Origin of the sequence: Thalassotalea sp. Y01, from assembly GCF_012932945.1 — a bacterium.
Lineage (GTDB): Bacteria > Pseudomonadota > Gammaproteobacteria > Enterobacterales > Alteromonadaceae > Thalassotalea_A.
In genome coordinates this window covers 352,574-378,700 of record NZ_JABBXG010000003.1, presented here as the reverse complement: position 1 = coordinate 378,700, position 26,127 = coordinate 352,574, and the positions used below count along the sequence as shown (strand labels likewise).

The window sequence follows — 26,127 nt, the reverse complement described above, 5'->3', positions numbered from 1 at the left end:
ACCAGAGATATCGTAAACAACGCGTGAGATGCCGTCGATTTCGTTGATGATTCGGTTAGATACCAAACCTAGGAAATCGTAAGGCAAATGTGCCCAGTGAGCGGTCATAAAGTCAATGGTTTCAACGGCACGAAGTGATACAACCCAGTCGTATTTACGACCGTCACCCATAACACCTACTGAACGTACAGGTAAGAATACGGTAAATGCTTGGCTGGTTTTGTTGTATAAGTCGTGGTTGTGCAACTCTTCGATAAAGATAGCGTCGGCGCGACGTAGTAAATCGGCGTACTCTTTCTTCACTTCACCTAAAATACGAACACCTAAACCAGGACCCGGGAACGGGTGACGGTATAGCATGTTGTAAGGCAAACCTAGCTCCAAACCAATCTTACGTACTTCATCTTTAAATAATTCACGAAGCGGTTCAACAAGACCTAGCTCCATATCTTCAGGCAGACCACCAACGTTATGGTGTGATTTAATAACGTGGGCTTTACCTGTAGCAGATGCCGCAGATTCGATAACATCTGGGTAAATGGTACCTTGTGCTAACCACTTAGCATTGGTTAATTTGCTCGCTTCTTCGTCAAAGATTTCAACGAACACATTACCAATGATTTTACGTTTCGCTTCAGGATCATTTTCACCCTTAAGGCGATCTAAGAAACGATCTTCAGCATTAACGTGGATAATATTTAGACCGAAATGGTCACCAAACATTTCCATTACTTGCTTACCTTCGTCTAAACGCAATAAACCGTTATCGACGAATACACAAGTAAGCTTGTCACCAATTGCGCGGTGTAAAAGCATGGCAACAACAGACGAGTCAACACCACCAGATAGACCAAGCACAACTTCATCGTCGCCTACTTGCTGTTTCATTTTGGCAATGGCATCTTCAATAATTGATGCTGATGTCCAAAGTTTTTCACACTGACAAATATCAATAACAAAATGCTCAAGCATACGCATACCTTGTTTGGTATGGGTTACTTCAGGGTGGAACTGAACACCGTAGAATTGCTTTTCTTCATTGGCCATTGCTGCATGTGCACAGCTTGACGTTTGTGCGATGGTGCTAAAACCAGCTGGAATCGTCGCAACTTTATCACCGTGACTCATCCAAACATCTAACGTTGCATTACCGTTAGCGGCAATCGCATCTTCGATGTTTTTGAACAATTCTGATTTTTTAATCACTTCAACCGCTGCATAACCAAACTCTTTGTGCTCAGAGCTTTGTACACTGCCGCCAAGTTGCTCGGCCATGGTTTGCATACCGTAACAAACACCTAAAACCGGTACACCAGCATCAAATACATATTGTGGTGCACGAGGCGAGTTGTCTTCGGTTACAGATTCTGGACCACCAGCAAGGATAATACCGCTAGGGGCAAATTCTTTGATTTGCTCTTCGCTTACGTCCCATGCCCACAGTTCACAGTAAACACCTATTTCACGAACGCGACGGGCGATAAGTTGGGTGTATTGAGAACCGAAATCTAAAATTAGAATTCGACTGTCATGAATGTCTCTGCTCATTATCTTTTCTCTTTGCTAAGAAGCACCGCCTTCATATAGGCCATGCTTATATATTTTAAACCAATAAAAACTAACGACAGGTTAACCTAAACGATAGTTTGGTGCTTCTTTGGTGATGGTCACATCATGTACGTGAGACTCACCCATACCTGCACTGGTTACGCGAACAAACTGTGGCTTAGTGCGCAATGTCTCAATATCAGCAGAACCGGTTAGACCCATAGCACTGCGAATACCACCGAGTTGTTGATGGATAATATTTGAGATTGGACCTTTATAAGCAACACGGCCTTCGATACCTTCTGGTACCAATTTGTCGGCTTCGCCATCACTTTTCTGGAAGTAGCGATCTGATGAACCTTCTTTTTGGCTCATCGCACCTAAGCTACCCATACCACGATATGATTTGTAGTAACGACCTTGGTACAGTTCAACTTCACCTGGTGCTTCTTCAGTACCAGCAAGCATTGAACCCACCATGACACAGTGAGCGCCTGCGACTAGGGCTTTAACGATATCACCAGAGAAACGAATACCACCATCGGCAATAATGGTGACGTCCATACCTTGTGTGCCTTTTACTGCTTCAGAGATAGCGGTAATTTGCGGAACACCACAACCGGTTACGATACGCGTGGTACAAATAGAGCCTGGGCCGATACCAACTTTAACGGCGTTAGCACCCGCTTCTGCTAGCGCTTTTGCGCCTTCAGCTGTAGCGATGTTACCGGCAACAATTTGCAACTCAGGGTACTTAGCGCGAGTTTCTTTAACGCGATCAAGTACACCTTGAGAGTGACCGTGAGAGGTATCGATAAGCAGAATATCAACGCCAGCTGCAACCAGGGCATCAATGCGTTCATCGGTACCTGCACCAACACCTACTGCCGCACCAACGCGTAAACGACCGAACTCGTCTTTACAAGCATTTGGTTTGCTTTCAGCTTTTTGGAAATCTTTTACGGTGATCATACCTTGCAAGGCAAAATTCTCATCAACCTGGAGGATTTTCTCAATGCGGTTTTCATGCATTAGGTTAAGAATATCTTCACGACTGGTACCTTGCGTCACGGTTACTAGCTTGTCTTTGCCAGTCATCAACTCAGATACTTTCTTATTTAAGTCTGTTTCAAAGCGCAGATCACGAGAGGTGATAATGCCAACCAAACTGTCGGTATTATCGACAACGGGGAAGCCTGAGAACTTAAGTTCGTCAGCTAGTTTCAATACTTCTAGAATACTAACGTCTGGACGAACAGTTACTGGATCTGTCACAATGCCAGACTCAAATTTCTTAACTTGACGTACATTTGCCGCTTGCTCTGCAGCGGTCATATTTTTGTGAATAAAACCAAGGCCACCTTCTTGCGCAAGAGCAATAGCAAGGCGCGCTTCTGTCACGGTATCCATAGAGGCAGACAGAATTGGCACATTCAATTGAATTTTGCTAGTCAGTTTGGTTTTTATATCTGCAGTGTGAGGTAACACTGTCGAGTGGGCAGGTACTAGTAGTACATCATCAAAGGTTAAGGCTTCTTGAGCTATTCTTAACATGGCAACATTCTCGCTTATGTGGGAGTAGTAAATATTGCGGTCGGATTTTATCGCCTTTGTTATCTAAGGTAAACCGAAATTTGCGAAAAACTTGCGTTTTTTATGAAAAATTAACATCAGCGAAAGAATAAACATGTTTAATAACCCCAAACAGCATATATTACAGGTCAGCGAGCTTACTAAAAAAGTACGTTATATTCTCGAATCTGAGCTCTCTGTCGTATGGTTATGTGGTGAAATATCGAATTTTATCGCCGCAAGCTCCGGTCACTGGTATTTATCGCTAAAAGATGCAAAATCTCAAGTCCGCTGTGCGATGTTTAAAGGCAATAACCGTAGCGTGCGCATTAAGCCTGCAAACGGGAAACAAGTGCTGGTGAAAGCGCGGGTGTCACTGTATGAGCCTCGCGGTGACTTTCAACTGATTATTGAGCAAATGCAAGACGCGGGTGAAGGCGTACTGCAACAAAAATACGAGCAACTCAAAGCACAACTGCAAGCCGAAGGCTTATTTGAGCAACGCTACAAACAACCGATTCCAGAGTATGTGCAAACCATTGGTGTGGTCACCTCGCCAACAGGCGCCGCGGTTCACGATATCCTTAATGTACTTAATCGCCGAAACCCGGGCATTAAAGTCATCATATACCCTACTCTGGTGCAAGGTGAAGGCGCCAGTGAGCAAATCGCCGATGCCATTTATACGGCTTATGAGCGTGACGAAGTAGACGCCTTAATTGTTGGTCGCGGTGGTGGTTCATTAGAAGATTTATGGTCATTTAATGAAGAAGCGGTAGTGCGTGCTATTTTCGATTGTGACATCCCCATTATCAGCGCTGTGGGTCATGAAGTGGACACCAGTTTATCCGACTATGTTGCCGATATGCGTGCCCCTACACCATCGGCCGCTGCCGAAATTTTATCGAAAGATACAGGTATCCAACGCCGTCAAATTCAAGCAATGAATCAAGCGTTGCGCTTAAACGCCAGTGCCATCGTGCATCGCTTGCGTCATCGACAGCAACAATTATTGCAGCGTCTGTCGATGCAAAGCCCGGTTGCACAATTACGCTTGCAACAACAAAAATCCGATGATTTACAAATTCGCTTAATTAATTGCCTGAAAGAGCAACACCAACAGCGTATTAATCAGCAACAATTGTTGGCACAACGACTAAGCTCGGCCACGCCAGCAAGACAATTACCTCTGCACGCTACGCACCTTGCTGATTTAAGCACTCGTCTTAAAAAAGCCATGCTGCATAGCAAAGATAATAAACACATGCGTCTGGCGATGTTGGCGCAGAGCCTAAATTTGGTCAGCCCGTTGGCGACCATAGGTCGAGGATACAGTATCAGTCGAGACAATGATGGCAAGGTTATCCGCAGCATTGAACAAATCAACACAGGCGATGCTATTTCGGTGCAAGTTAATGACGGTCAAATTATTGCCCAGGTAACCGAAAGAACGGATAAGCGTTAATCTTATATTGCCTTTGTTAAGGATTCGCATTTCCCCGTAAGCCGGTCCGGGACTACACTTGAGGTATGCGAATCCAATATGTCTTTGTCATTGCCTTGTTATGGCTTTTGTTATCCTGCGGCTCAGATTCAAGTAATGATAACTTACCAACCAAACAACGAGACAATGGTCTGTGCGAAAACCTTGAACTAAATCAAGGCCAGACATTTGATGCCAGTATTTACCAGCAACCTGGCATTCACTTACTGGTTATGGGCGACACTGGCACCGGCTCTGATCAACAAAAACATGCCGCCCAATTATTTGAAGACTTCCACTTAAACTATCCATTTGACGCCATCATACATACTGGCGATGTTTTTTATCCCGACGGTATTTCATCGAGTGACCACCCATATACACAAACTCGCTTTAAAGATATTTATTTTGATAAAGCTTACGGACAGTTGCCTTGGTATATGGTGGCGGGTAATCACGACTATGACGGTAGCATTTCGGCGTTAAAAGGCTTTTTTGCTGAATATGACCACCTGATTTATCCAAACAATTATTATCACCAACAAATAAGTATCGAAGGTATTAATCTCGAGCTTGTTGCTCTGGATACAGATCCGGTTATTAAAGGTGTGGTTCAGGCAGAGCAAATCAGTTGGCTCGCGGATACCTTTGCTACGGTTAATACGCAAGAGTCCGTGGTTTTTGTGTTTGGTCACCACCCTATGTATTCCAATGGTTCGCATGGTAATAACGATGCTTTACTCGGTATTTTTTACGACATGTTAAAAGAGTATCAAGCCGAGCTGTATCTTGCCGGTCACGATCATAGTCTGGAATATCTGGTTAAAGGCAAGTTACCGCAATTTGTTATCAGCGGTGCGGCGGGAAAAACATTGCGCGATATCGATTGTGGTAAAGACAGTGTCTATGCTCGCTCAGAAGCCGGCGGTTTTGCACTGTATGTACAACAAGAAAACATATGGATTATTCCCTTGGTGAACAGCAATCCGGATTATATGTTCACTCTTAGCCATTAACCATGGCCTTTTAAAAACGGTAATTCAATTCGATGTTATAACGATTGACATCATGATTGAATTTACTGTCATAGCCCAAATCGGTTAACAATAATAATCGCCAATGATGGTTCATTTGGTATTGATAATATAAGCCGACATCGTATCTATCATTATCGTATATCTGATAGTAACGAAACCTCAGCCCAGCATAGTGGCTATCGGTAAACGCATATTCACCGTTTATTTGACCAAGAAAAGAAGAGTCGCTTTGTTCACTGTCGAACTCAACGCCGTCGAAATCCAACTGCTGATGATGACCACCAATAGATAAGGTCCAGGTTAGCGCGGTGGGCCAGTCGAAATGATAGCTGACACCCCATAACTGCCTTGATAGGGTGAAGTCGTTATCATCAATTTCTTCTTGTAAAAACTCGAACTCAGCAAAGACTTGCCACTGTGAAGCCACATCATATTTAGCTTTAAATATCAGACCGTCAAATTCAATATCTTGATTAAGTGGCACATAACGCTGCAAGCCCATACCGATTTCTGTGGCGTAAAGATTGGTCGAAATCAGCAACAAGCCAGCTATGCACAGCTGTCTGATGCTCTGACCTAAATCTTTGAAATTGTGCACAAACACACCTTAATCTGAAATCCGATTAGAGTGTTAAGTGTAATACGGCTTTACTTTGTTTGCCGAATATTGCAAACAGGCCAATTCTATATCCAGCGCCTTACTTTTTGGCAATAAAAAGTAAATGCGTCACCAAATTTTTGCTGCAAAAAACGCTCTTCCGGAACAATTTGCAAACGGTTGATGTAAAGAATAAAAACAATGGCTAATGGAAATAACCATAACGTGTTTAGCGCAAGCCCCAAGGCAACGATCAACAGTAAAAAGCCAAGGTACATAGGGTTTCGGCTGATACGATACACGCCTTTAACCACCAAGGCGTCGGTTTTATCCGGGTGCATGGGGTCAACGGTGGTTTTTTCTTTGCTAAAACCAAACACAGCAAACAACACTAGTAGCACCGCTATGGCGGTTAACGCCAACCCTGTTATATGTAGCCAATGTACTTCCGGTCCAATGAATATCGGTGAGTGAGGCAATAGATAGATGCCAAGAAGGAAGATTATAACTAACAGCAAAGGTGGCACTTTCAATTCTAATTTTTCTAACATCGTATCTGTCCTTATTGTTATCTGCCCACCGGCAAATATTTCGCTTTGCTACAGACAATGATACACTTTCGCCAATTTTACAATGCATTGATGGACTCCGTATGAGCAAACCATTTCCACGGGCAGGTTTCAGACGCCGACTGGGCTCTTACATTTATGATTTTTTAATGGCTGTTGCCGTCTACATGTTGGCAGGGTTTATTGTCTCTATCCCGTATCTGTATCTGTTTGATCAAGGCATTATTGACTCGCAAGGCTATACACATGCGATTGATTTGCTCAATTCGCATTGGTTTTACGTTGCCTTAAACGAAGCATGGAAGTTGTTTTGGGTGGGCTTCTTTTTTGTCTATTTTTGGGCCAAAGCGGGGCAAACCATAGGTATGCGTGCATGGCGATTACTGGTACAACATCAAGATGGTTCGCCAATTAATAAAGCCACTGGCTGCAAGCGTCTGTTATTTACCTTATTAGGGCTCGGTAACTTTTGGGTGTTATTTGATCGTAAAAACAAATTGAGTTTACAAGACCGAATGACTGATACCGAAGTTATCGTGCTCAGCGTCGACGCGAATCGCGCGGCTATGGGCTAGTCAAACGATGTGCTAAACCTTTGGTTTAGCACATAAAAAAAGACGGCATTGGCCGTCTTTTTTTGTCGGTTAAGGCAATTAACTTATGCCGGCTAGCGCTACACTTTTCGCCTCAGTAAATATACGGCAATAACCACAAACAGTAAGCTGGGTAATACCGCTCCTAAAAATGGTGGCATATTGAAAGTTTGACTAAACGAGCCAAACATACGGTTAATAAAGTCATATGCGATGCCGGTACCAATACCCATCATGATACGTGCTCCCATAGACACACTTCGCAATGGTCCGAAAATATACGACAAGGCAACCAATAACATCACCGCCACAGTAAATGGCTGCATTAACTTGCGCCAAAATGCCAACATATAACGACTGGTATCTTGTTTGTTTTCTTCTAGATAATCTAGGTAGCTAACTAAGCCTTGTAACGATAACGCTTCAGGTTTTACCGTCACCACACCTAACTTTTCTGGCGTCAAACTAGACTGCCACATTTGAGAGTCTATATGTTCGGTATCAATTTTTTCCTCGCCAAAGGTGGAGACTTCGACCTCATTAAGTTGCCATTGTTCATTGAGCCAATTGGCACTTTTCGCACTCAACCAACGCTCCATCTTGCGTTCATCACTGAACTTGTACATCGACAAGTTTTTTAAAGTGCCGGTATCTGCGACTTCAGTAATATGCACGATGAACTCGCCATCTTTGGCCCATACGCCATTTTTCGCCGATATCAGGCTGCCCTCCGATATCGCTTGGGCACGTATTTCACGAGCTTTGGCTTCACCCTGCGGCGCTAAAAACTCACCAATAGCCATACTTAATACAATCAGTACCGCCGCACTTTTCATCACCGATTTAATGATTTGTAGCTTCGATAAACCAGCGGCTTGCATAACCACCAACTCTGAATTACTGGCCATCATACCAAGACCGATAAGACCACCCACTAGTGCCGCCATTGGAAAGAAGATTTCCACATCACGAGGGATTGAATAAAAGGCAAATAATGCCGCATCAAGCAAGTCATAATTACCACGACCAACGGCACGCATTTGTTCAACAAACTTGATGATGCCACTGATACTGACCAATACTGATAAGGTTAAAAACGTGGTCATGGCAATAACGCGACCTATGTATAAATCTAGGATCTTCATTATGCGTTGCCTCGTTTCAATCGAGCTTTTAATTTTTTGCCGCTACCTCGACTTTTCAGTAACAACATCCAACCAACAAACAACGCCGTTAGATGAATTGGCCACAAACCGACTGCCGGAGCAATTTTGCCATCATCCATTGCTGAGCGGGCACTGGTAAGTAGCAAATAGTAAATCAAAAACAGCATCAAAGCGGGGAACATTTTGGCGAACTTACCCTGCCTTGGATTGACCACACTTAAAGGCACCGCGATTAGGGTTAAGATCAGTACCGTAATTGGAAATGACATTCGCCATTGCAATTCAGCTTGGGCTTCAAAATCATCGCGACCGATTAAATCCGAGGTTGGAATCGCACTGAGTTTACGACGTTTTTCTTCGACTTTTTGGTCTTGTATTTTCATCTGATAACCGGCAAATTCCATGCTTTCGAATTCTGTCGTCAGATTATTTTTTTGGTAGCGATTACCTTCGCTCATGATCAGCTTTTGCGCGCCGGTTTCGTCTTCGGTTACTTTACCTGTTTTGGCAAAGATAACGTTAATCATGTCTTGTCTGCCGCTCTCGTCTTTTGGCAGTTGTGCGACAAATACATTTCGCAGTTCATTTTTATCGTTAATATCTTCAATAAAAACAACGGCTTCATCGTTACTGGTTTTTTGGAACCGACCTGCGGTCAGCGCGGTCAAACCGATGTCTTTAGACAGCTGTTCTTTGACTTGGTATTCCTTTTCTTGCGCTAATGGCGACAAGTACAAGGTAAATAGCCCAGTGACCAAACTTGTCACCACCGCCAATACTAAAGTGATGCGAACCACATACCATTCACTAACCCCACAGGCATGTAAAACCGTCATTTCATTTTCGGCATAAATACGCCCATAAGCGAGTAAAATACCAAGAAACAAACTAAGAGGCAGCATAACGCCCATTAAGTGCGGAATTGTCAGCCCCATGAAAGTCAAAATCATCTCTGCAGGAAAATCCCCATCAGAGGCATTGTCGAGAATACGTACAAATTTTTGACTGATAAAGATGGTCATTAATACAAAAAACACACCCAATTGAGTGCGACCAACTTCATTTAATAAATATCGAAAAATAATCACAAAATTAACCCAAAAAACTTTGTTTTTTTCTGACAACCGCTCAAATTTTGAGTAAACTACTCATTTTTATAAGTCATTCGTTTTTGGCCGTTGTCTCAATAATTCATAAAGACGCGTAATATCTAGCTATAATTACTAGATCTAATAATAGCGCAAAGAATTTAAAATGACGCTAAATAGTCTATCGTTTCCACGTTGTTTTTAGCAAGTTGATAAACAAAAAAGTGGTCAAAAACCAACAATTAAGCATTAAATAGGAGTGTTCATGGAGTTCAGTGTAAAAAGTGGCAGCCCGGAAAAGCAGCGCAGTGCCTGTATTGTCGTCGGTGTATACGAGCCACGTCGCCTAAGTGCGGTTGCTGAGCAACTAGATGACATTAGCGGTGGCTACATTTCTAATTTGTTACGCCGCGGTGACCTGGAAGGTAAGCCAGGCCAAATGTTGTTATTACACCAAGTACCAAATGTCCTGTCTGAACGAGTTCTTTTGGTTGGCTGTGGTAAAGAGCGTGAATTGGACGAGCGCCAGTATCGCCAAATCATCAGCAAAACCATCAACACCTTGAATGAAACTGGTTCAATGGAAGCGGTTTGCTTCTTATCTGAGCTACATGTTAAAGGTCGTGATACCTATTGGAAAGTACGCCAAGCCGTAGAAGCGACGCAAGATTGTCTGTACAGCTTCAATCAGCTGAAAACGCGCAAAGAAGAAGCCCGTCGTCCACTACGTAAAATCGTTTTTAACGTCCCTACTCGTCGCGAATTGCCTATTGGTGAACGCGCAGTCGCACATGGCTTAGCTATCTCTACAGGTATGACATCATGTAAAGATGTTGCCAATATGCCACCAAACATTTGTAATCCTGCGTATCTTGCAGAACGCGGTCAGCAGTTAACCCAGATCAACGACAAAATCAGCGTTGATGTTATCGACGAACAACAAATGGAAAAACTGGGTATGGGTTCATACCTAGCCGTTGGTCGTGGCAGTGTTAATGAATCGTTGATGACCATCATCAACTACAAAGGCGCTAACGACGACAGCAAACCAATTGTGCTTGTCGGTAAAGGTCTAACCTTTGATTCTGGCGGTATCTCTATCAAGCCAGGTGAGGCAATGGATGAGATGAAGTACGATATGGGCGGTGCTGCCGGTGTACTAGGTGCTATGCACGCATTGGCCGAACTTGACCTGCCAATCAACGTTATTGGTGTATTGGCTGGTTGTGAAAACATGCCTGGTGGCAATGCATATCGTCCAGGTGACATCTTAACCACCATGTCTGGTCAAACGGTTGAAGTGTTAAATACCGATGCTGAAGGTCGCTTGGTTTTATGTGACGCATTAACCTATGTTGAGCGCTTCGAGCCAGACACGGTAATCGATGTTGCTACCCTAACCGGCGCCTGTGTGATTGCCTTAGGTGCCCATGCAACCGGTCTATTGAGTACACATAACCCACTTGCTCACGAATTGCTTAACGCTTCGGATCAAAGTGGCGATCGAGCATGGCGTTTACCGTTATGGGATGAATACCAAGAACAGTTAGAAAGCCCATTTGCTGATTTCACCAACCTAGGTGGACGCGCAGCGGGTACCATTACTGCCGCTTGTTTCTTAGCGCGATTTACCAAGAAATATAACTGGGCTCACCTTGATATTGCTGGTACAGCATGGCGCGGTGGTGCGAAAAAAGGTGCAACCGGTCGTCCAGTAAGCATGTTGACTCAGTTCTTGTTAAACCGCAGCGGTCAGGAACAAGGTGAGTAATATGACGACTCAGGTAATCTTTAGCGTACTCGATGCAAGCGCCCAAGATCACCTGCGTCTGGCGTGTGAAAAAGTCGCTAGCCTTTACAGGCAAAATAAGCGAGTGTTTATTTTTTGTGACTCACAAGGTGAGGCGCACAAAATCGACGAGCTGTTGTGGTCATTTGATAGCGACAGCTTTGTTCCTCACAACCTGCCTGGCGAAGGGCTGGAGTCTGGTTCACCCGTCGAAATCAGTTGGCAAGCGCCAACCAATCAAAGACACGTATTAGTAAACCTGGCCACAGACGTTCCCGCGTTTGCTGGCCAGTTCAAACACATTTTAGATTTTGTCCCTGCCGACGATGGTTTAAAGCAACAAGCTCGCCAGCGATATCGCAGCTATCAACAAGCGGGTTGCCAATTGGCAACTGAGTCGGCCTAACAAGCAAAGAATTGTAAGAAAATCATGGAAAAAACGTTTAATCCTTCGGCTATTGAACAGGCTATGTATACAGCCTGGGAAGAAAAAGGTTATTTTGCACCAACCGGTAAAGGTGATGGCTACTGTATTGCTATCCCACCACCAAATGTTACTGGTAGCCTGCATATGGGCCATGCCTTCCAACAAACCATTATGGACTCATTGATTCGCTATCAGCGCATGCAAGGTAAAAACACCTTGTGGCAATCGGGTACCGATCACGCCGGCATCGCCACGCAAATGGTGGTTGAGCGCAAAATTGCGGCAGAAGAAAACAAAACTCGCCACGACTATGGACGTGACGCCTTTATCGATAAAATCTGGGACTGGAAAGCACACTCAGGTGGCACCATTGGTCAACAGATGCGTCGCTTAGGTAATTCTATCGATTGGTCTCGTGAACGCTTTACCATGGACGACGGCATGAGCAATGCTGTGCAAGAGGTGTTTGTTCGACTTTATCAAGACGATTTAATCTATCGTGGTAAGCGATTGGTCAACTGGGACCCCAAATTGCACACGGCGATTTCTGATTTAGAAGTCGAAAACAAGGATAAGAAAGGCCACATGTGGCATTTTCGCTACCCGCTTGCTGATGGCGTAATAACCCCTGATGGCAAAGACTACATTGTGGTTGCAACAACGCGACCAGAAACCATGCTTGGTGACACCGGTGTTGCGGTAAACCCTGACGATCCGCGTTACAAAGATCTTATCGGTAAGAATATCCTATTGCCTATCGTTAATCGTTTGATTCCAATCGTTGGTGATGAACACGCTGATATGGACAAGGGCACAGGTTGCGTAAAAATCACCCCTGCCCATGACTTTAACGATAACGAAGTCGGTAAGCGTCATAACTTACCAATGATCAATATTTTTGATGTTGATGCCAACATATTGAGCGAAGCTGAAGTATTTGATGTAAACGGTGAAGCGTCGGACGCTTGTAGCGATGCATTACCAGAATCTTATGCTGGCCTTGATCGCTTTGCAGCGCGTAAGCAAATCGTTGCCGAATTTGAACAGTTGGGCTTGCTTGATGAAATTAAAGACCATGATCTGACGGTTCCATACGGTGACCGCAGTGGTGTTGTGATTGAACCATTTTTGACTGATCAGTGGTATGTACGAGCTGATGTATTAGCCAAGCCTGCAATAGATGCCGTTGAAAAAGGCGATATTGAGTTTGTACCTAAGCAATATGAAAATATGTATTTTGCTTGGATGCGCGATATTCAAGATTGGTGTATTTCACGTCAATTGTGGTGGGGTCATCGTATTCCGGCTTGGTATGACGAACAAGGCAATGTCTATGTTGGTCGCAGCGAAGACGAAGTACGCAGCCAAAACAACCTGTCTGCTGATGCTGTATTGCGTCAAGACGACGATGTTCTGGATACCTGGTTCTCGTCAGCACTTTGGACCTTCTCAACCTTAGGCTGGCCTGAAGATACCGATGCGCTAAAACAATTCCACTCAACGGATGTACTGGTAACCGGTTTCGATATTATTTTCTTCTGGGTTGCCCGCATGATCATGATGACCATGCACTTTGTTAAAGACGACGAAGGTACACCGCAAGTGCCATTTAAGAAAGTCTATGTTACCGGTCTTATTCGTGATGAGAACGGCGACAAGATGAGTAAATCAAAAGGTAATGTAATCGATCCTTTGGATATGATTGATGGTATCGAGCTTGATGATCTACTTGAAAAGCGCACTGGCAACATGATGCAGCCACAGTTAAAAGAAAAGATAACTAAGCTGACCAAAAAAGAGTTCCCTGCTGGTATTGAAGCCCATGGTACCGATGCCCTGCGTTTCACCTTAGCTGCGGTTGCGTCTACAGGACGTGACATCAACTGGGATATGAAACGTTTGGAAGGTTACCGTAACTTTACCAACAAGCTGTGGAACGCCAGTCGCTATGTATTAATGAATACTGAAGAGCATGACTGTGGTCTTGAAAATAAAGACATGATGTTGTCACTAGCGGATCGCTGGATCATTGGCCAGTTTGAAAATACCGTAAAAGCCGTGCATCAAGCATTTGATAGTTTCCGTTTTGATATTGCCGCCCAGGCATTATACGAATTCACATGGAACCAGTTCTGTGATTGGTATCTTGAATTAACCAAACCGGTCATTTTCAAAGGCAGTGAAGCCGAGCAACGTGGTACCCGCCATACCATGGTCAACGTCTTAGAAGCGTTATTGCGTCTTATGCACCCGATCATGCCATACATCACCGAAACTATTTGGCAACGTGTTGCACCGCTTACCAAGGCTGACGTTAATGACGACAGCATCATGATACAAGCGTACCCACAATTTGATGCAGCACAGGTTGATGAGCAAGCGATTAGCGATGTTGAGTGGCTTAAGCAGTTTATCGTAGCGATTCGTAATATTCGCGGTGAAATGGATATTGCGCCAAGCAAGCCATTACCGGTATTGGTGAAAAACGTTAACGCTGACGATGAGCGCCGCTTGCAACAAAACAGCCAATTCTTAAGCGCCTTAGCCAAGCTAGAAAGCATTGATATTCTAGCCGATGACGAGCAAGGCCCTGCATCAGCAACGGCTGTTGTTGGTGAGATGAGCGTACTTATTCCGATGGCAGGCTTAATTGATGTCGAAGCCGAGCTTGCACGCCTCAATAAATCAATTGAAAAAATTGAAAAAGACGTTCAGCGCACACGCGGCAAACTAAGCAATGACAACTTCGTCAGTAAAGCACCTGAAGCGGTAATTGCTAAAGAGCGCGACAAACTTGCTGAAGCAGAAGCGACGTTGGCCAAGCTTGAAGAACAAAAGCTGTCTATCGCCAACATGTAACATCAACGCGATTGCAAACATTGAAAAGTCAGCATTTTATATGCTGACTTTTTTTTGCCCATAGCAAGTGCTACATTAAATTGAGTGACCATAATAAAATATAATAACTGAGTTTGTCGTATGAACGCTTTAGCTAAATTGCTAGGTACGTTACTGATCATATTTGCGCTTAACTCGCCATCATCAAACGCTTTCCAAGAAAAGACAACCGACAATAAACCGGTTGTACCAGATTGGCCTATTGATGTGCCAACTATTCCGCAAAAATGGGACTGGATACTGCTTAAAAAAGGCGAGCTATTAGGCGGCGAACTGATTTCCATGTATCAAGACACCGTCGAATTTGACAGTGATGAGGTTGGTCTCGTTAATATCAAGATGAAAGATATTGCGCAAATCCGCACCAATTCAGTCATGAGCATTCGTATGGACGATGGCCTTATCGCCCACGGTCAATTATTGATCACCGAAGATAAAATCAAATTCATCAATCAACCTGACGTAAGCTTTCCACGCATTATGTTACTGTCGATAGCCCCTTCTGAGAAGAGTGGTGATAGTTTGTGGGATGGCGATATCAGCATCGGTATGAACTTTAAAAGCGGTAACTCGGAGCGCTTTGACTACACAGCGCAAGCCAGTGCGACTCGCTTAACCTCTATTACGCGAACCTTGCTAGCCTATACCGGCATATTCTCAGAAGTCGAAGACCCCGACACCGGCAGCAATGTTAAAACCGAGGAAAATCATCGTTTTAACGCGTCATTTGACTGGTTTTATTCGCGCCGATTCTTTTTCCGCTTACCGTCATTCGAATACTATACGGACGAGTTTAAAAACATAGAATACCAAGTAACCACCGGTGTCGCTGCCGGTTATATTCTCTATGATGAAGCGGATTTCAAATGGGATATCTATGCCGGTCCAAGTATCCAGTACACTCGGTTCAATAAAGTTGATGAGGGCGAAAAAGACGATGATACTTCACCGGTTATTTTGCTTGGTACCATGTATGAGCGGGACCTCACCGATGACATTGAATATGTATTTATTTACAGCGCCAAATTTGTCTCTGAAGAGTCCGGTAAAGTTATACATCATTTAGAAACGGGCATCGAAATAGAAGTACTCAGTGATTTTGATATTGATTTAAAGGCCATTGTTGATCATGTTGACCAGCCGATCCCAGATGAAGACGGCAATATACCTGAACAAACCGACATACTGTTTATTGTCGGCTTGAGTTACGATTTCTAAGCATTAAAAAAGGCTGTAATAACAGCCTTTTTAATGATGCTAGGATTACAATTATTCTTCGAAATAGGTGCCCCAGCCATCGTAATCAATATTACAACGTTGGGCGAATTCAAACATTTGCAGTGTTTCTTTCTTCAGCACGTCGTCATCAAGATATTGTTCTGTAATCACATCGAAAGCAAATACACGAGCACCGTTTTCAAGCTCCGCTTCTTCCGGTTCTTCAACTTCCATGCCCTCTTTAAAGGCACTGATAGCTGCTGCTTCTAGGGTATCAAAATTTGAACAGGAAAAGTGATGCTCTATGGTATGCACCGCATCATCATTAGTGCCATCTTCGAGTAGCTCATTAATCAAGGCATCGGTATGAGCATACCATTCTTGCAGTTCAGCTTTTTGCTCGTCAGTTAAATTCACCCTTGTTTCGCTCATTACACTATCCTGCTTTTTTCTCTACCGCGGGTAGATTCTCAAATGGGTTACCGGCTTCTACGCTCAGCTCTTTAATTCGTTCCATCATCAAGACACGAGTGTCATTGGCAAAGTGGCGTATGTATTCGCGTTGGCTGCCTTCGACATCGATTGGCTCTTGAAATTCAATGATCATCTTACCGTTATTCCAACGATTAAGTTTAACCATATCATGGGTGTTACTGACACATACTGGCACCACAGGCACCTTCGCTAAAGCCGCTGTGTGGAATGCGCCCGCTTTAAATGGTAGTAGACCGCGACCGTAACTGCGAGTCCCTTCAGGAAACAACCATACAGAGATATTTCGTTCTTTAATTTTTTCTGCTGATGAGGCAATCGTACCGTGCGCTTTTGAGCGATTACCACGATCAATCAAGATGTTACCGGTAAACCAATACATTTGTCCGAATAATGGAATCCACTTAAGGCTCTTCTTACCAATACTCACCGTACCTTTTGGCAATGACGCACTAACGGTAAACACATCGTAGGAATTTTGATGGTTGGCAACGTAAACAACCGGACCGATTTTATCAAGACTTTTAGGTCGTCTTATCTCAACTTTAATACCAAGAATAATCGCAATTTTGCCGATAAATGATGCGGTGTCATGAACGTTATTTCGGTGAAAAGGACGAACAACACACAGCACCATTGATGTAAGGAAAATCACCACCAAAGCAATACAAATAAAGATAACGCGCAATACAGCCAGCACAGAAAAACCTCAAAAGCTAAATTTCAGGTTGCGAATTATACACATATTTAGGGTTCGTTGCGAAACCCTATTAACAATTAGTGATTAATCGCTGCACAAAATAAAAAGGGCAGCGACGCTGCCCTTATTCACTTGACGTGTTTTATCAGTCTTCGACGCCGACAATTATTCGTTCAACGCGCTGTAATCCACGAGGTAATTTGTTACCACGTCGACCTCTTTCACCTCGGTAATGCTCTAAATCGGCAGGTTTTAAGGTTAGCTTGCGCTTACCCGCGAATAAGGTCACCGGTTGTTCATTATCGACCACGGCCAATATTGTCACAAACTCTTCACGACTCTTAGCGCGAGCCGACGGAATATTAATGATCTTATTACCTTTACCTTTGCTTAGTTGTGGTAAATCCGCCAACGGAAACAATAGCATGCGTCCTTCAGTGGTGATCGACAGACACAGTTGCTCATCAATGTTTTCAACCACAGAAGGTGGGATGACTTTGGCACCTTGTGGCAAGCTCAGTAAGGCTTTGCCGTTTTTATTGCGAGACACCATATCGGCGAACGAGCCAATAAAGCCATATCCACTATCAGAGGACAGTAAGAATTTTTGCTCGTCGTTACCCATAACCACCTGGGTAAAGGTTTCACCGGCGCTCAAATTAAAACGTCCGGTTAACGGTTCGCCTTGTGAGCGAGCCGATGGCAAGGTATGCGCATCGGTGGCAAAGGCTCGACCAGATGAGTCAATAAACACCGCCGGGTTATTACTGCGGCCTTTGGCACTGCATAAGTAAGTGTCACCAGCTTTATAACTTAACGCAGCAGCATCGATATCATGGCCTTTTGCAGCCCTTGCCCAGCCTTTCTCAGAGACCACAACCGTCACTGGCTCTGATGGCATCAAGTCTTTTTCATTTAATGCTTTAGCTTCACTACGTTCAACCAGCATACAGCGTCGGTCATCACCATAGTCTTCTGCCGCCTTTAAGATCTCTTTTTTCATGAGCGTATTAAGGCGTGCTTTTGAACCAAGAATTTTTTCAAGGTGTTCGCGTTCTTTAGCAAGCTCATCTTGCTCACCGCGAATCTTAATTTCTTCAAGTTTGGCAAGTTGACGTAACTTGATTTCGAGGATGGCGTCGGCTTGAATTTTACTCAAACCATAGCGCGACATTAACTCACCCTTGGCATCATCGTATTCACGTATAATGGCAATGACTTCATCAATGTTTAGATAAGCAATCAATAAGCCATCTAAAATATGTAAACGCGCTAATACTTTGTCTAATCGGTACTGCAAGCGACGACGAATGGTTTCACGTCTAAACTCCAACCATTCCGACAAGATTTGCTTTAAGTTCTTAACCGCAGGACGGTTATCCAAACCTAGCATGTTTAAGTTAACGCGATAGTTTTTTTCCAAATCTGTGGTGGCAAATAAATGCGCCATCAGTTGTTCAACATCAACTCGGTTTGAGCGCGGTACGACAACCAAACGAGTCGGGTTTTCATGGTCTGACTCATCGCGCAAATCGACAACCATAGGTAATTTTTTGGCTTGCATTTGCTGCGCGATTTGCTCAAGAATTTTGGCGCCAGAAGCTTGATGTGGCAACGCACTAATAACAATGTCGCCCTGCTCGATATCGTACACGGCACGCATTTTAATACTGCCGCGACCGGTTTGATAAATCTTCGCAATCTCTTCGCTTGGGGTAATGATTTCCGCATCAGTTGGGTAATCAGGTGCCTTTACGAACTGCAATAAATCGTTTATTTCAGCTTTAGGTTGCTCAATTAAATGCACACACGCATCGGCCAATTCACGCACATTATGCGGCGGAATATCGGTCGCCATACCAACTGCGATACCGGTTATGCCGTTTAAGAGAATATGCGGCAAACGCGCTGGAAGGGTTTTAGGCTCCTTCATGGTGCCGTCAAAGTTTGGCAACCAATCCACCGTACCTTGGCCTAATTCAGATAATAAGACTTCGGCAAATTTTGATAATTTGGCTTCGGTATATCGCATCGCTGCGAATGACTTAGGATCATCAGGCGCCCCCCAGTTACCTTGACCATCAACCAAAGGGTAACGATAAGAGAATGGTTGTGCCATTAACACCATAGCTTCATAACAGGCTGAATCACCATGAGGGTGAAATTTACCCAACACATCACCGACGGTACGGGCTGATTTTTTATATTTCGCCGCAGCATTTAAGCCAAGCTCACTCATCGCATAAACAATACGACGTTGTACCGGCTTCAAACCATCACCAATGTGTGGCAAAGCACGATCCATAATGACGTACATGGAATAATTCAGGTAAGCATCTTCGGTAAAGCGTCTTAATGGCAGTTGCTCTACGCCATCTAAACTCATTTCGATTGCATCAGACATAATACATGGGGTCCCGAATCCTGACGAAAACTCGTCAAAGTATCTGTATAAATATGATTATTATTATGATTTCTAGAATATCGAAAAAACAGCAAGTTAAAAACTGTTTTTTCTGGTTTACAAGATTTTAACCACTATTTTGAATAATTTACGTCCCAAAAGCTGGCTTCGATGCGATGTCCATCTAAATCCACAACAAAGCAACCATAATATGGGATACCGTATTCAGGACGCGGTCCTGGTTTGCCATTGCATCTCGCACCATGATCTATCGCCACTCGATAAAAGGCATCAACTTGTTGTTTACTGGTTGCCATAAAACCAATATGTGAGCCATTAGCGACCGTTGCCACACCTTGATCAAAGGGAATTTGCAACCAGAAGGTAGGGTAACCTTTACCATAGGCGACAGATTGCTCGTGCTCAGTGACTCGATGAATGTTCAATGTTGCTAAAACCGCATCGTAAAATTCACTGGCTTGGGTTAATTGGTTGGTACCCACAGAAATATGACACAGGGTCTTTGCTTGTTGTTGAGATTCACTGATATTCATGACTAGTTTATTGCTCGTGGCGAGAGTGGTGATTGAAAAAACTAGTGTAAATTATTATTTTGCCAATAGCGACCTGGCTGGAGAGCAATTGGCTGATAACTGCCATCTTCTGCAACGAGATAAGCATTTATAATGTCTGGTTGAAACTGATAATTTTGTTGCTCTGGCAGGTCATCGATGTCATCAAATGTTTTCGCTTGGCTAATGAACGCCATCATGTTGCTATGACTGTCAAAAACAATCAGTAAGCGTTGGCTCACATCATTTAATGATGGTGTTTGCGCGAGCAGAAAAACATTTTCACTGTTTTGCTGATTTCGTAATACGCCAACAGCCATATCGCTTGGAAACGGTAGTTTGTCGTTTGCGGCAAGGCCAAACACTGCATAGCCAGCTTGACGCTTGATGGATGCGGCAAAGCTATGATCGTATTCGCTAATGTCGGCAATGGTTTGATCACGCAAGCTTAGGATTTCAGCGCGCACATGAGTCGCCGGTACGCTAGCGCTACACGAGCTGAGCAAGCACATTATAATAATGACCGAAAAGCTGCGAAAGATGAGGCTATTTTTCATGTCTAGCTCATTAGTTTACATGGTGTTTATAGGTATTTACTTAGCATAGTAGAAATTTTATCGCTCAGCGTAACAATAAACTGCACGCATAAAAAAGCCCCTGATGACAAGTCAGGGGGCTTTTCGGGAGTAACTAATAGAATGTTTAAATCAAATTAATTCAATTCATCATTCTTCGAGTATTTTGTACCTTTCAACGTCGCTTGCAGAGCCAAACCAGCTTCAGTCATTTGATAGACAGTGATGTCACCGATGGTCACACCACCGCTTGCTTGACCGCCTTTATCGTTCGCTTTTGCCGCAGCATCGGCTTCAGCACCGAATGCCCAGCCTTTTTCAACGAAATTATTGAACGCTTCTGCCGTGTGAAAGACAAATAACACATCAAAATCTTTTGCACCTAAACCTAAACCAATGCCACCTTCATACATATCCATATAGGTCTTCTTACCACCACTGCTGGTCGCGACGCCAAAACCACTGCCTGCGGCGAAGAATATCAAGTTAACCTGACCATTTGTAAATGTCGCATAACCACCAGCGGCTGATTTTGCTTTGGCAGCAGCGCCTGGGCTTTCTTTATCGACTTTGGCAAGAACTTCATTGTTTATATTGTCAATTGTTGCGCGTTGCTGCGCAGGGGTATCGCCACTTGCAGAACAAGCAACCAAGACAACACTTAGCATTGCAATCAGTAGTTTTTTCATGACACCTATCTCTAGTTTTTTGCACAGAATTATCTCAAGTATAGGCTAATATTTTTTATTTGCAGGGCGATTTTGAAGTTATTGCCTGATATAAAAAATTAACATAGATTCAACCAGTTACCCGGACAAAAGGTAATAAAAAACGCAGTAAAGACTGCGTTTTCTATGTCAATATGAAAGGTTTATTAAGAATAATTAGGTTAGGTTAACCAAATTACCTTTTTCTTGTAGCCACTCTTTACGGTCACCTGCACGTTTTTTCGATAACAACATATCCATAAGTTCCATCGTTGTATCAAATTCATCTACCGTTAGCTGCACCAAACGTCGTGTATTTGGATCCATGGTGGTCTCTCGAAGTTGCAGTGGGTTCATTTCACCCAGACCTTTGAAGCGCTGTACGTTGACTTTGCCTCGCAGTTTTTCCGCTTCTATGCGATCTAACACACCGTCTTTTTCCTGCTCATCAAGCGCGTAAAATACTTCTTTACCGACATCAATACGATATAACGGTGGCATAGCTACATGCACATGACCCGCTTGAACTAAAGGCAAAAAGTGCTGCATAAACAATGCACAAAGTAAGGTTGCGATATGCAAACCATCAGAGTCAGCATCCGCCAAGATACAGATTTTACCGTAACGTAAGCTTGATAAATCTTCAGACTCAGGATCGATTCCTAAGGCGACGGAAATATCGTGAATTTCCTGTGACGCAAGAATTTGTCCTGATTCTACTTCCCATGAGTTTAGGATTTTACCACGCAGCGGCATGATCGCCTGAAAGTCACGGTCTCGAGCCTGTTTAGCACTACCACCAGCAGAGTCACCCTCTACTAAGAATAATTCGGTGCGCTCAGGCTCTTGTGAGCCACAATCGGTCAACTTGCCTGGCAGGGCTGGACCTTGTGTGACCTTTTTACGGACCACTTTTTTGCTGGCACGCATACGACGTTGTGCATTGGAAATACAAAACTCAGCCAAGGCTTCTGCGATTTCAGTATGCTCATTCAACCATAAGCTGAATGAATCTTTGACCACACCAGACACAAACGCTGAACACTGCCTTGATGACAAACGCTCTTTGGTCTGTCCGGCAAATTGTGGGTCTTGAATTTTTACCGACAAGATATAAGAACACTTATCCCAAACATCATCGGGCGTCAGTTTAACGCCACGAGGAATAAGGTTTCTAAATTCACAAAACTCACGCATGGAATCCAATAATCCCTGACGTAAACCATTGACATGGGTACCGCCTTGAATGGTCGGGATAAGGTTTACATAGCTCTCACCAACATTATCACCGCCATCTGGTAACCAAGTTACAGCCCAGTCGACGGCTTCATGCTGTGATGAAAAACTGCCAATGAATGGCTCTTCTGGAAGATTGGTAAATTTATTTACCGCTTCTTTTAGATAGTCTTCTAGGCCGTTTTCATAGCACCACTGATACTTTTCATTACCGACTTTATCGTGAAACTTAATCGATAAACCAGGACAAAGTACAGCTTTGGCCTTAAGGATGTGTGCCATTTTAGCCACTGAAAACTTATGTGAATCGAAATAGCCGCCATCGGGCCAAAATCGCACTCGTGAACCCGTATTTCGTTTACCTACGCTACCTGTGACGGTGAGATCAGAGACTTTTTCGCCATTCTCAAATGCCATTTCAAACACTTGTTGATTACGACGAACAATGACTTCTACTCGTTTGGACAAGGCATTGACAACAGAAATACCGACACCATGCAAACCACCAGAAAATTGATAGTTTTTATTTGAGAATTTACCACCGGCGTGCAATCGAGTGAAAATCAGTTCAACCCCAGGCACCCCTTCTTCAGGGTGGATATCAGTGGGCATGCCTCGACCGTCATCAATAACCTCAAGTGACTGATCTTCATGTAAAATAACTTGGATATTACTGGCATGACCGGCCAAAGCCTCATCGACAGAGTTGTCGATAACCTCTTGCCCCAAATGGTTTGGGCGAATGGTGTCAGTGTACATACCCGGTCGTCTGCGTACCGGATCGAGACCACTTAATACTTCAATGGCTTCAGAATTATATTGATCAGTCATAAACGTCTATCGTGAAAGAAGTTGAATTATTGTTTTTATCGTTTTGATGACAGGGGGCGTGTTGTTAAACACTGAAAATAAATCAGATTTACGCCCTCTCGCTATGCCCATTATTCTCTAATTGGAAGAATTTAACAATAACAGGCAGCATTTTTTCAAAGTCGATAAAACTATGGTCGCCTCCTTGCTGCACAATTAAGTGGCTGTGCTGGTACTTTTCTACGGCTTGACGGTAATCCAATACCTCATCGCCAGTTTGTACCATTACCATATAATTGTTAGCGTCGATGCGATTTTGATACATATCTTGCAATTGTTGCATATGCTGCGGCAACACATGATAGGTTTCATTGGTATAAGGATTGGTTTGTTCACCAATCACATCTTGCAGCAGCTCAAACGGCCTAACCGCTGGGTTTATTAACACCGCTTTGTGGCCATATTGCTCACTCAAGTAGGTAGCAAAAAAGCCACCTAATGATGAACCGGTAATATACCAGTGTGCATTTGGTTGGGATGCAATGATGTCCTGTAATTGCTGTAACGCTTGTAACGGCGACGATTTTAATTGCGGCGCATGCACTTTAATCTGGGGAAAGTGTTTGTCGAAATACGCCATAGTTAACTGCGCTTTCATCGAGCCCGGAGAGCTATTAAAACCATGAATAATTAGCAATCGTTGCATGCGCATCAATCCAGATAGACCAGAGTCGTGGTAATAGTGCCATCATGATGCAACATAAACTGTCGATAGCCTGCGCCTTGCGGTAAAGCCTTTACGCCATCAAAGTCTGGATCAAATTGAATCGATGTTGCCGGGCAAGCATACACATGCATATTTTTAGGGCCTTGGTATGTCTGGCCGCGATGAATATGACCACAAGCAACAGCTCTTATGCTTTGGTTTGCCTCAACGGCTTGCCAAAAGTCAGCTTGATTATTAAGGCCATGACGGTCGATAAAATACCCCACATCAACTGGATGATGATGCATAAATAACAACGTATGCTCTACCCTATCAGCAACATTTGCTAATTGCTGTAAATGATGGCTATCGACAAAACCTGCCGGCGTTTCGCTTTTGCTGCGCGTTAGCAATAACTGCCAGTTGTCGTGCTCAATATGTTTTTTATGATTTATCGTTGACGCCGTTAACGTCGTAGCCATGACGTGCTCATCATCATGATTACCCGCCAATACATACAATGGACATGATAGCTTGGCATCAATTATTAATTGATTAAACAATAGATACGAGCCAAGACTATGATCTTGGGTTAGATCACCGGTAAAGACGATGGCATCTAAATGCGCTAATTTACCAAGCTCATCGAGAATACGTTGTAAATTGTCAAACACATTGGCGCCATAATGCAATGCACTTTTATCTTCATAGAGGTGGCAATCTGAGATTTGCGCGACGGACATTGTTAGCATTAACACAGCGTCCTTTTACTTGGTTGTGAAAGTGACATTGGCTTTACCTTGTTGCAGACACAACTGTAGCCATTCAACTAAAAACACCAATGTCTGGCGTTTTTCATCGGGTTGGTGCATGCGCTGATTCGGGTAATCATAGCGTGGTTTGATTTGTCGCATATTTTGACTTTCGACCACTTCAACAATACGAGCATCATGATAAACACGGATTGTCATTGCCGGCTTGGGCAAATAAACCTTGCTTGCTAAGGATTCTTTGGCATTAATTAATTGTTGAAACTGAACCATTTGCGTATATCGAGTTTTTTCCAATATCGACATACGATAAGACAATGACTCGCTTATATGAAATTCGCGCACTTGCCCCTGCTCATCAATACCACCAAGTAATCGAATAAGCATCATATAGCTGGTTTCAGCTAAATTAATGAGGTTTTTAATATCAGGACGATAACGTGCCATAAACAGCCTGTGTTTTCATTTTAAATACGACAGTTAATGTTATTCACCAAACTGCAGAGCCAACCATTGTAAGCCAATAATGCTGGAGGCGTTATTTACTTTGCCTTGTGCTTGCAACGCCAACGCCTCAGTTAAGGGTAGCTTATGCACCATAATATCTTCATGTTCATCAGCAAGGCCATGGCTTTGACCATCTTGATAGGCTGATAAGTCTGTATAAGCAACATACATATAAATTTTTTCAGAGGTACCACCTGGGCTCGGCAGAAATTCGCAAACAAAATGACAATCGTCAGCCGAAATGTCAATATTGGCCTCTTCTTTAGCTTCGCGAATGGCGACATCAATTGGTTGTTCGCCTTGATCAAACATGCCAGCAACAAATTCAAGCAACCATGGATTATCTTGACTGCGGATTGCACCGACTCGAAATTGCTCAATCATTAACACTTGCCGTTGTTTTTTATCAAAGATAATTAACACAACCGCATCACCACGCTCAAACACTTCACGGCGTATTAACGCACTTTCACCACCTGCAAATAACTTATGCTTAAGTTGATATTGATCAATGCGAAAAAAGCCCTGGTACATAACATCGCGGCCTTCGACAATATAATCGTCAGAGTTAAATTGGTTGATTTTGTAAACTTTGTTCATATTGTGTAATTCTTTTGAGCGAATACAATGTGTTAGAGAAATTTTCTGTTACACTTTAACTA

Annotated in this window: 24 protein-coding genes; 7 read left to right on the top strand and 17 right to left on the bottom strand. The window is 43.5% G+C overall.

Going from position 1 to position 26,127, the window contains the following annotated elements:
- Both guaA and guaB read right to left on the bottom strand, forming a co-directional pair.
- A partial coding sequence (gene guaA, locus HII16_RS06505) for a glutamine-hydrolyzing GMP synthase (protein ID WP_169128528.1) occupies nt 1–1,548 on the bottom strand: 1,548 nt, incomplete at its 3' end.
- 81 nt (nt 1,549–1,629) lie between these two features.
- Entirely contained in the window at nt 1,630–3,102 is a 1,473-nt protein-coding gene (guaB, locus tag HII16_RS06500) for an IMP dehydrogenase (protein ID WP_169128526.1), read from the bottom strand.
- Between the two features lie 133 nt (nt 3,103–3,235).
- Here guaB and xseA point away from each other — a divergent pair, with 133 nt between their 5' ends.
- Together xseA and HII16_RS06490 are read left to right on the top strand one after the other, a co-directional pair.
- Complete coding sequence (gene xseA, locus HII16_RS06495) at nt 3,236–4,585, top strand: exodeoxyribonuclease VII large subunit (RefSeq protein WP_169128524.1); 1,350 nt, start codon at nt 3,236–3,238, stop codon at nt 4,583–4,585.
- A gap of 65 nt (nt 4,586–4,650) precedes the next feature.
- The gene (locus HII16_RS06490) at nt 4,651–5,619 is read left to right on the top strand and encodes a metallophosphoesterase (RefSeq protein WP_169128522.1); all 969 of its coding nucleotides are present in this window, start codon (nt 4,651–4,653) and stop codon (nt 5,617–5,619) included.
- 10 nt (nt 5,620–5,629) lie between these two features.
- Here HII16_RS06490 and HII16_RS06485 read toward each other — a convergent pair whose 3' ends face one another.
- Both HII16_RS06485 and HII16_RS06480 read right to left on the bottom strand, forming a co-directional pair.
- Entirely contained in the window at nt 5,630–6,238 is a 609-nt protein-coding gene (locus HII16_RS06485; RefSeq protein WP_169128520.1) for a hypothetical protein, read from the bottom strand.
- 86 nt (nt 6,239–6,324) lie between these two features.
- The gene (locus HII16_RS06480; RefSeq protein ID WP_169128518.1) at nt 6,325–6,789 is read right to left on the bottom strand and encodes an isoprenylcysteine carboxylmethyltransferase family protein; all 465 of its coding nucleotides are present in this window, start codon (nt 6,787–6,789) and stop codon (nt 6,325–6,327) included.
- Nucleotides 6,790–6,890: 101 nt separating this feature from the next.
- Between HII16_RS06480 and HII16_RS06475 the strand changes: the two genes are divergently transcribed.
- Nucleotides 6,891–7,382, top strand: coding sequence for an RDD family protein (locus tag HII16_RS06475; protein ID WP_169128516.1), 492 nt, complete (start codon nt 6,891–6,893; stop codon nt 7,380–7,382).
- A 98-nt stretch (nt 7,383–7,480) separates the two neighbouring features.
- Here HII16_RS06475 and lptG read toward each other — a convergent pair whose 3' ends face one another.
- Complete coding sequence (lptG, locus tag HII16_RS06470) at nt 7,481–8,548, bottom strand: LPS export ABC transporter permease LptG (protein WP_169128574.1); 1,068 nt, start codon at nt 8,546–8,548, stop codon at nt 7,481–7,483.
- On the bottom strand, nt 8,545–9,654 hold the full coding sequence (gene lptF / locus HII16_RS06465) for an LPS export ABC transporter permease LptF (RefSeq protein WP_169128514.1): 1,110 nt from the start codon (nt 9,652–9,654) through the stop codon (nt 8,545–8,547). Before lptF ends, lptG begins: the two co-directional genes overlap by 4 nt.
- A 265-nt stretch (nt 9,655–9,919) precedes the next feature.
- Between lptF and pepA the strand changes: the two genes are divergently transcribed.
- The 4 genes from pepA to HII16_RS06445 all read left to right on the top strand — a co-directional run bounded on the left by pepA (nt 9,920) and on the right by HII16_RS06445 (nt 15,986).
- Complete coding sequence (pepA, locus tag HII16_RS06460; RefSeq protein WP_169128512.1) at nt 9,920–11,425, top strand: leucyl aminopeptidase; 1,506 nt, start codon at nt 9,920–9,922, stop codon at nt 11,423–11,425.
- 1 nt (nt 11,426) lies between these two features.
- Nucleotides 11,427–11,849, top strand: coding sequence for a DNA polymerase III subunit chi (locus HII16_RS06455; protein WP_169128510.1), 423 nt, complete (start codon nt 11,427–11,429; stop codon nt 11,847–11,849).
- Nucleotides 11,850–11,873: 24 nt separating this feature from the next.
- On the top strand, nt 11,874–14,729 hold the full coding sequence (locus tag HII16_RS06450) for a valine--tRNA ligase (RefSeq protein WP_169128508.1): 2,856 nt from the start codon (nt 11,874–11,876) through the stop codon (nt 14,727–14,729).
- A 120-nt stretch (nt 14,730–14,849) separates the two neighbouring features.
- On the top strand, nt 14,850–15,986 hold the full coding sequence (locus HII16_RS06445) for a DUF481 domain-containing protein (RefSeq protein WP_169128498.1): 1,137 nt from the start codon (nt 14,850–14,852) through the stop codon (nt 15,984–15,986).
- Between the two features lie 51 nt (nt 15,987–16,037).
- Here the strand turns inward: HII16_RS06445 and rraB are convergent, their stop codons facing one another.
- The 11 genes from rraB to HII16_RS06390 all read right to left on the bottom strand — a co-directional run bounded on the left by rraB (nt 16,038) and on the right by HII16_RS06390 (nt 26,065).
- Entirely contained in the window at nt 16,038–16,418 is a 381-nt protein-coding gene (rraB, locus tag HII16_RS06440) for a ribonuclease E inhibitor RraB (protein ID WP_211183422.1), read from the bottom strand.
- Between the two features lie 4 nt (nt 16,419–16,422).
- A complete protein-coding gene (locus HII16_RS06435; protein ID WP_169128496.1) occupies nt 16,423–17,178 on the bottom strand; it encodes a 1-acylglycerol-3-phosphate O-acyltransferase in 756 nt (251 codons plus the stop codon).
- Between the two features lie 145 nt (nt 17,179–17,323).
- Nucleotides 17,324–19,582 carry a DNA topoisomerase IV subunit A gene (gene parC, locus HII16_RS06430; RefSeq protein ID WP_169128494.1) on the bottom strand — a complete coding sequence of 753 codons (2,259 nt, stop codon included), beginning with the start codon at nt 19,580–19,582 and terminating at the stop codon, nt 17,324–17,326.
- Nucleotides 19,583–19,716: 134 nt separating this feature from the next.
- The gene (locus HII16_RS06425) at nt 19,717–20,136 is read right to left on the bottom strand and encodes a VOC family protein (RefSeq protein ID WP_169128492.1); all 420 of its coding nucleotides are present in this window, start codon (nt 20,134–20,136) and stop codon (nt 19,717–19,719) included.
- A 41-nt stretch (nt 20,137–20,177) separates the two neighbouring features.
- On the bottom strand, nt 20,178–20,711 hold the full coding sequence (locus tag HII16_RS06420; RefSeq protein WP_169128490.1) for a hypothetical protein: 534 nt from the start codon (nt 20,709–20,711) through the stop codon (nt 20,178–20,180).
- 155 nt (nt 20,712–20,866) lie between these two features.
- Nucleotides 20,867–21,418: a YSC84-related protein gene (locus HII16_RS06415; RefSeq protein WP_169128488.1), complete on the bottom strand. Its 552-nt coding sequence runs from the start codon at nt 21,416–21,418 to the stop codon at nt 20,867–20,869.
- Nucleotides 21,419–21,613: 195 nt separating this feature from the next.
- Entirely contained in the window at nt 21,614–23,503 is a 1,890-nt protein-coding gene (gene parE, locus HII16_RS06410; protein WP_135439255.1) for a DNA topoisomerase IV subunit B, read from the bottom strand.
- A gap of 88 nt (nt 23,504–23,591) precedes the next feature.
- On the bottom strand, nt 23,592–24,188 hold the full coding sequence (locus HII16_RS06405) for a YqiA/YcfP family alpha/beta fold hydrolase (RefSeq protein ID WP_211183421.1): 597 nt from the start codon (nt 24,186–24,188) through the stop codon (nt 23,592–23,594).
- Between the two features lie 5 nt (nt 24,189–24,193).
- A complete protein-coding gene (locus HII16_RS06400; RefSeq protein ID WP_169128484.1) occupies nt 24,194–24,940 on the bottom strand; it encodes a metallophosphoesterase in 747 nt (248 codons plus the stop codon).
- A gap of 15 nt (nt 24,941–24,955) precedes the next feature.
- Nucleotides 24,956–25,405, bottom strand: coding sequence for a DUF1249 domain-containing protein (locus HII16_RS06395; protein ID WP_135439252.1), 450 nt, complete (start codon nt 25,403–25,405; stop codon nt 24,956–24,958).
- A 39-nt stretch (nt 25,406–25,444) separates the two neighbouring features.
- On the bottom strand, nt 25,445–26,065 hold the full coding sequence (locus HII16_RS06390; protein WP_169128482.1) for an NUDIX domain-containing protein: 621 nt from the start codon (nt 26,063–26,065) through the stop codon (nt 25,445–25,447).
- Nucleotides 26,066–26,127: the final 62 nt, after the last annotated feature.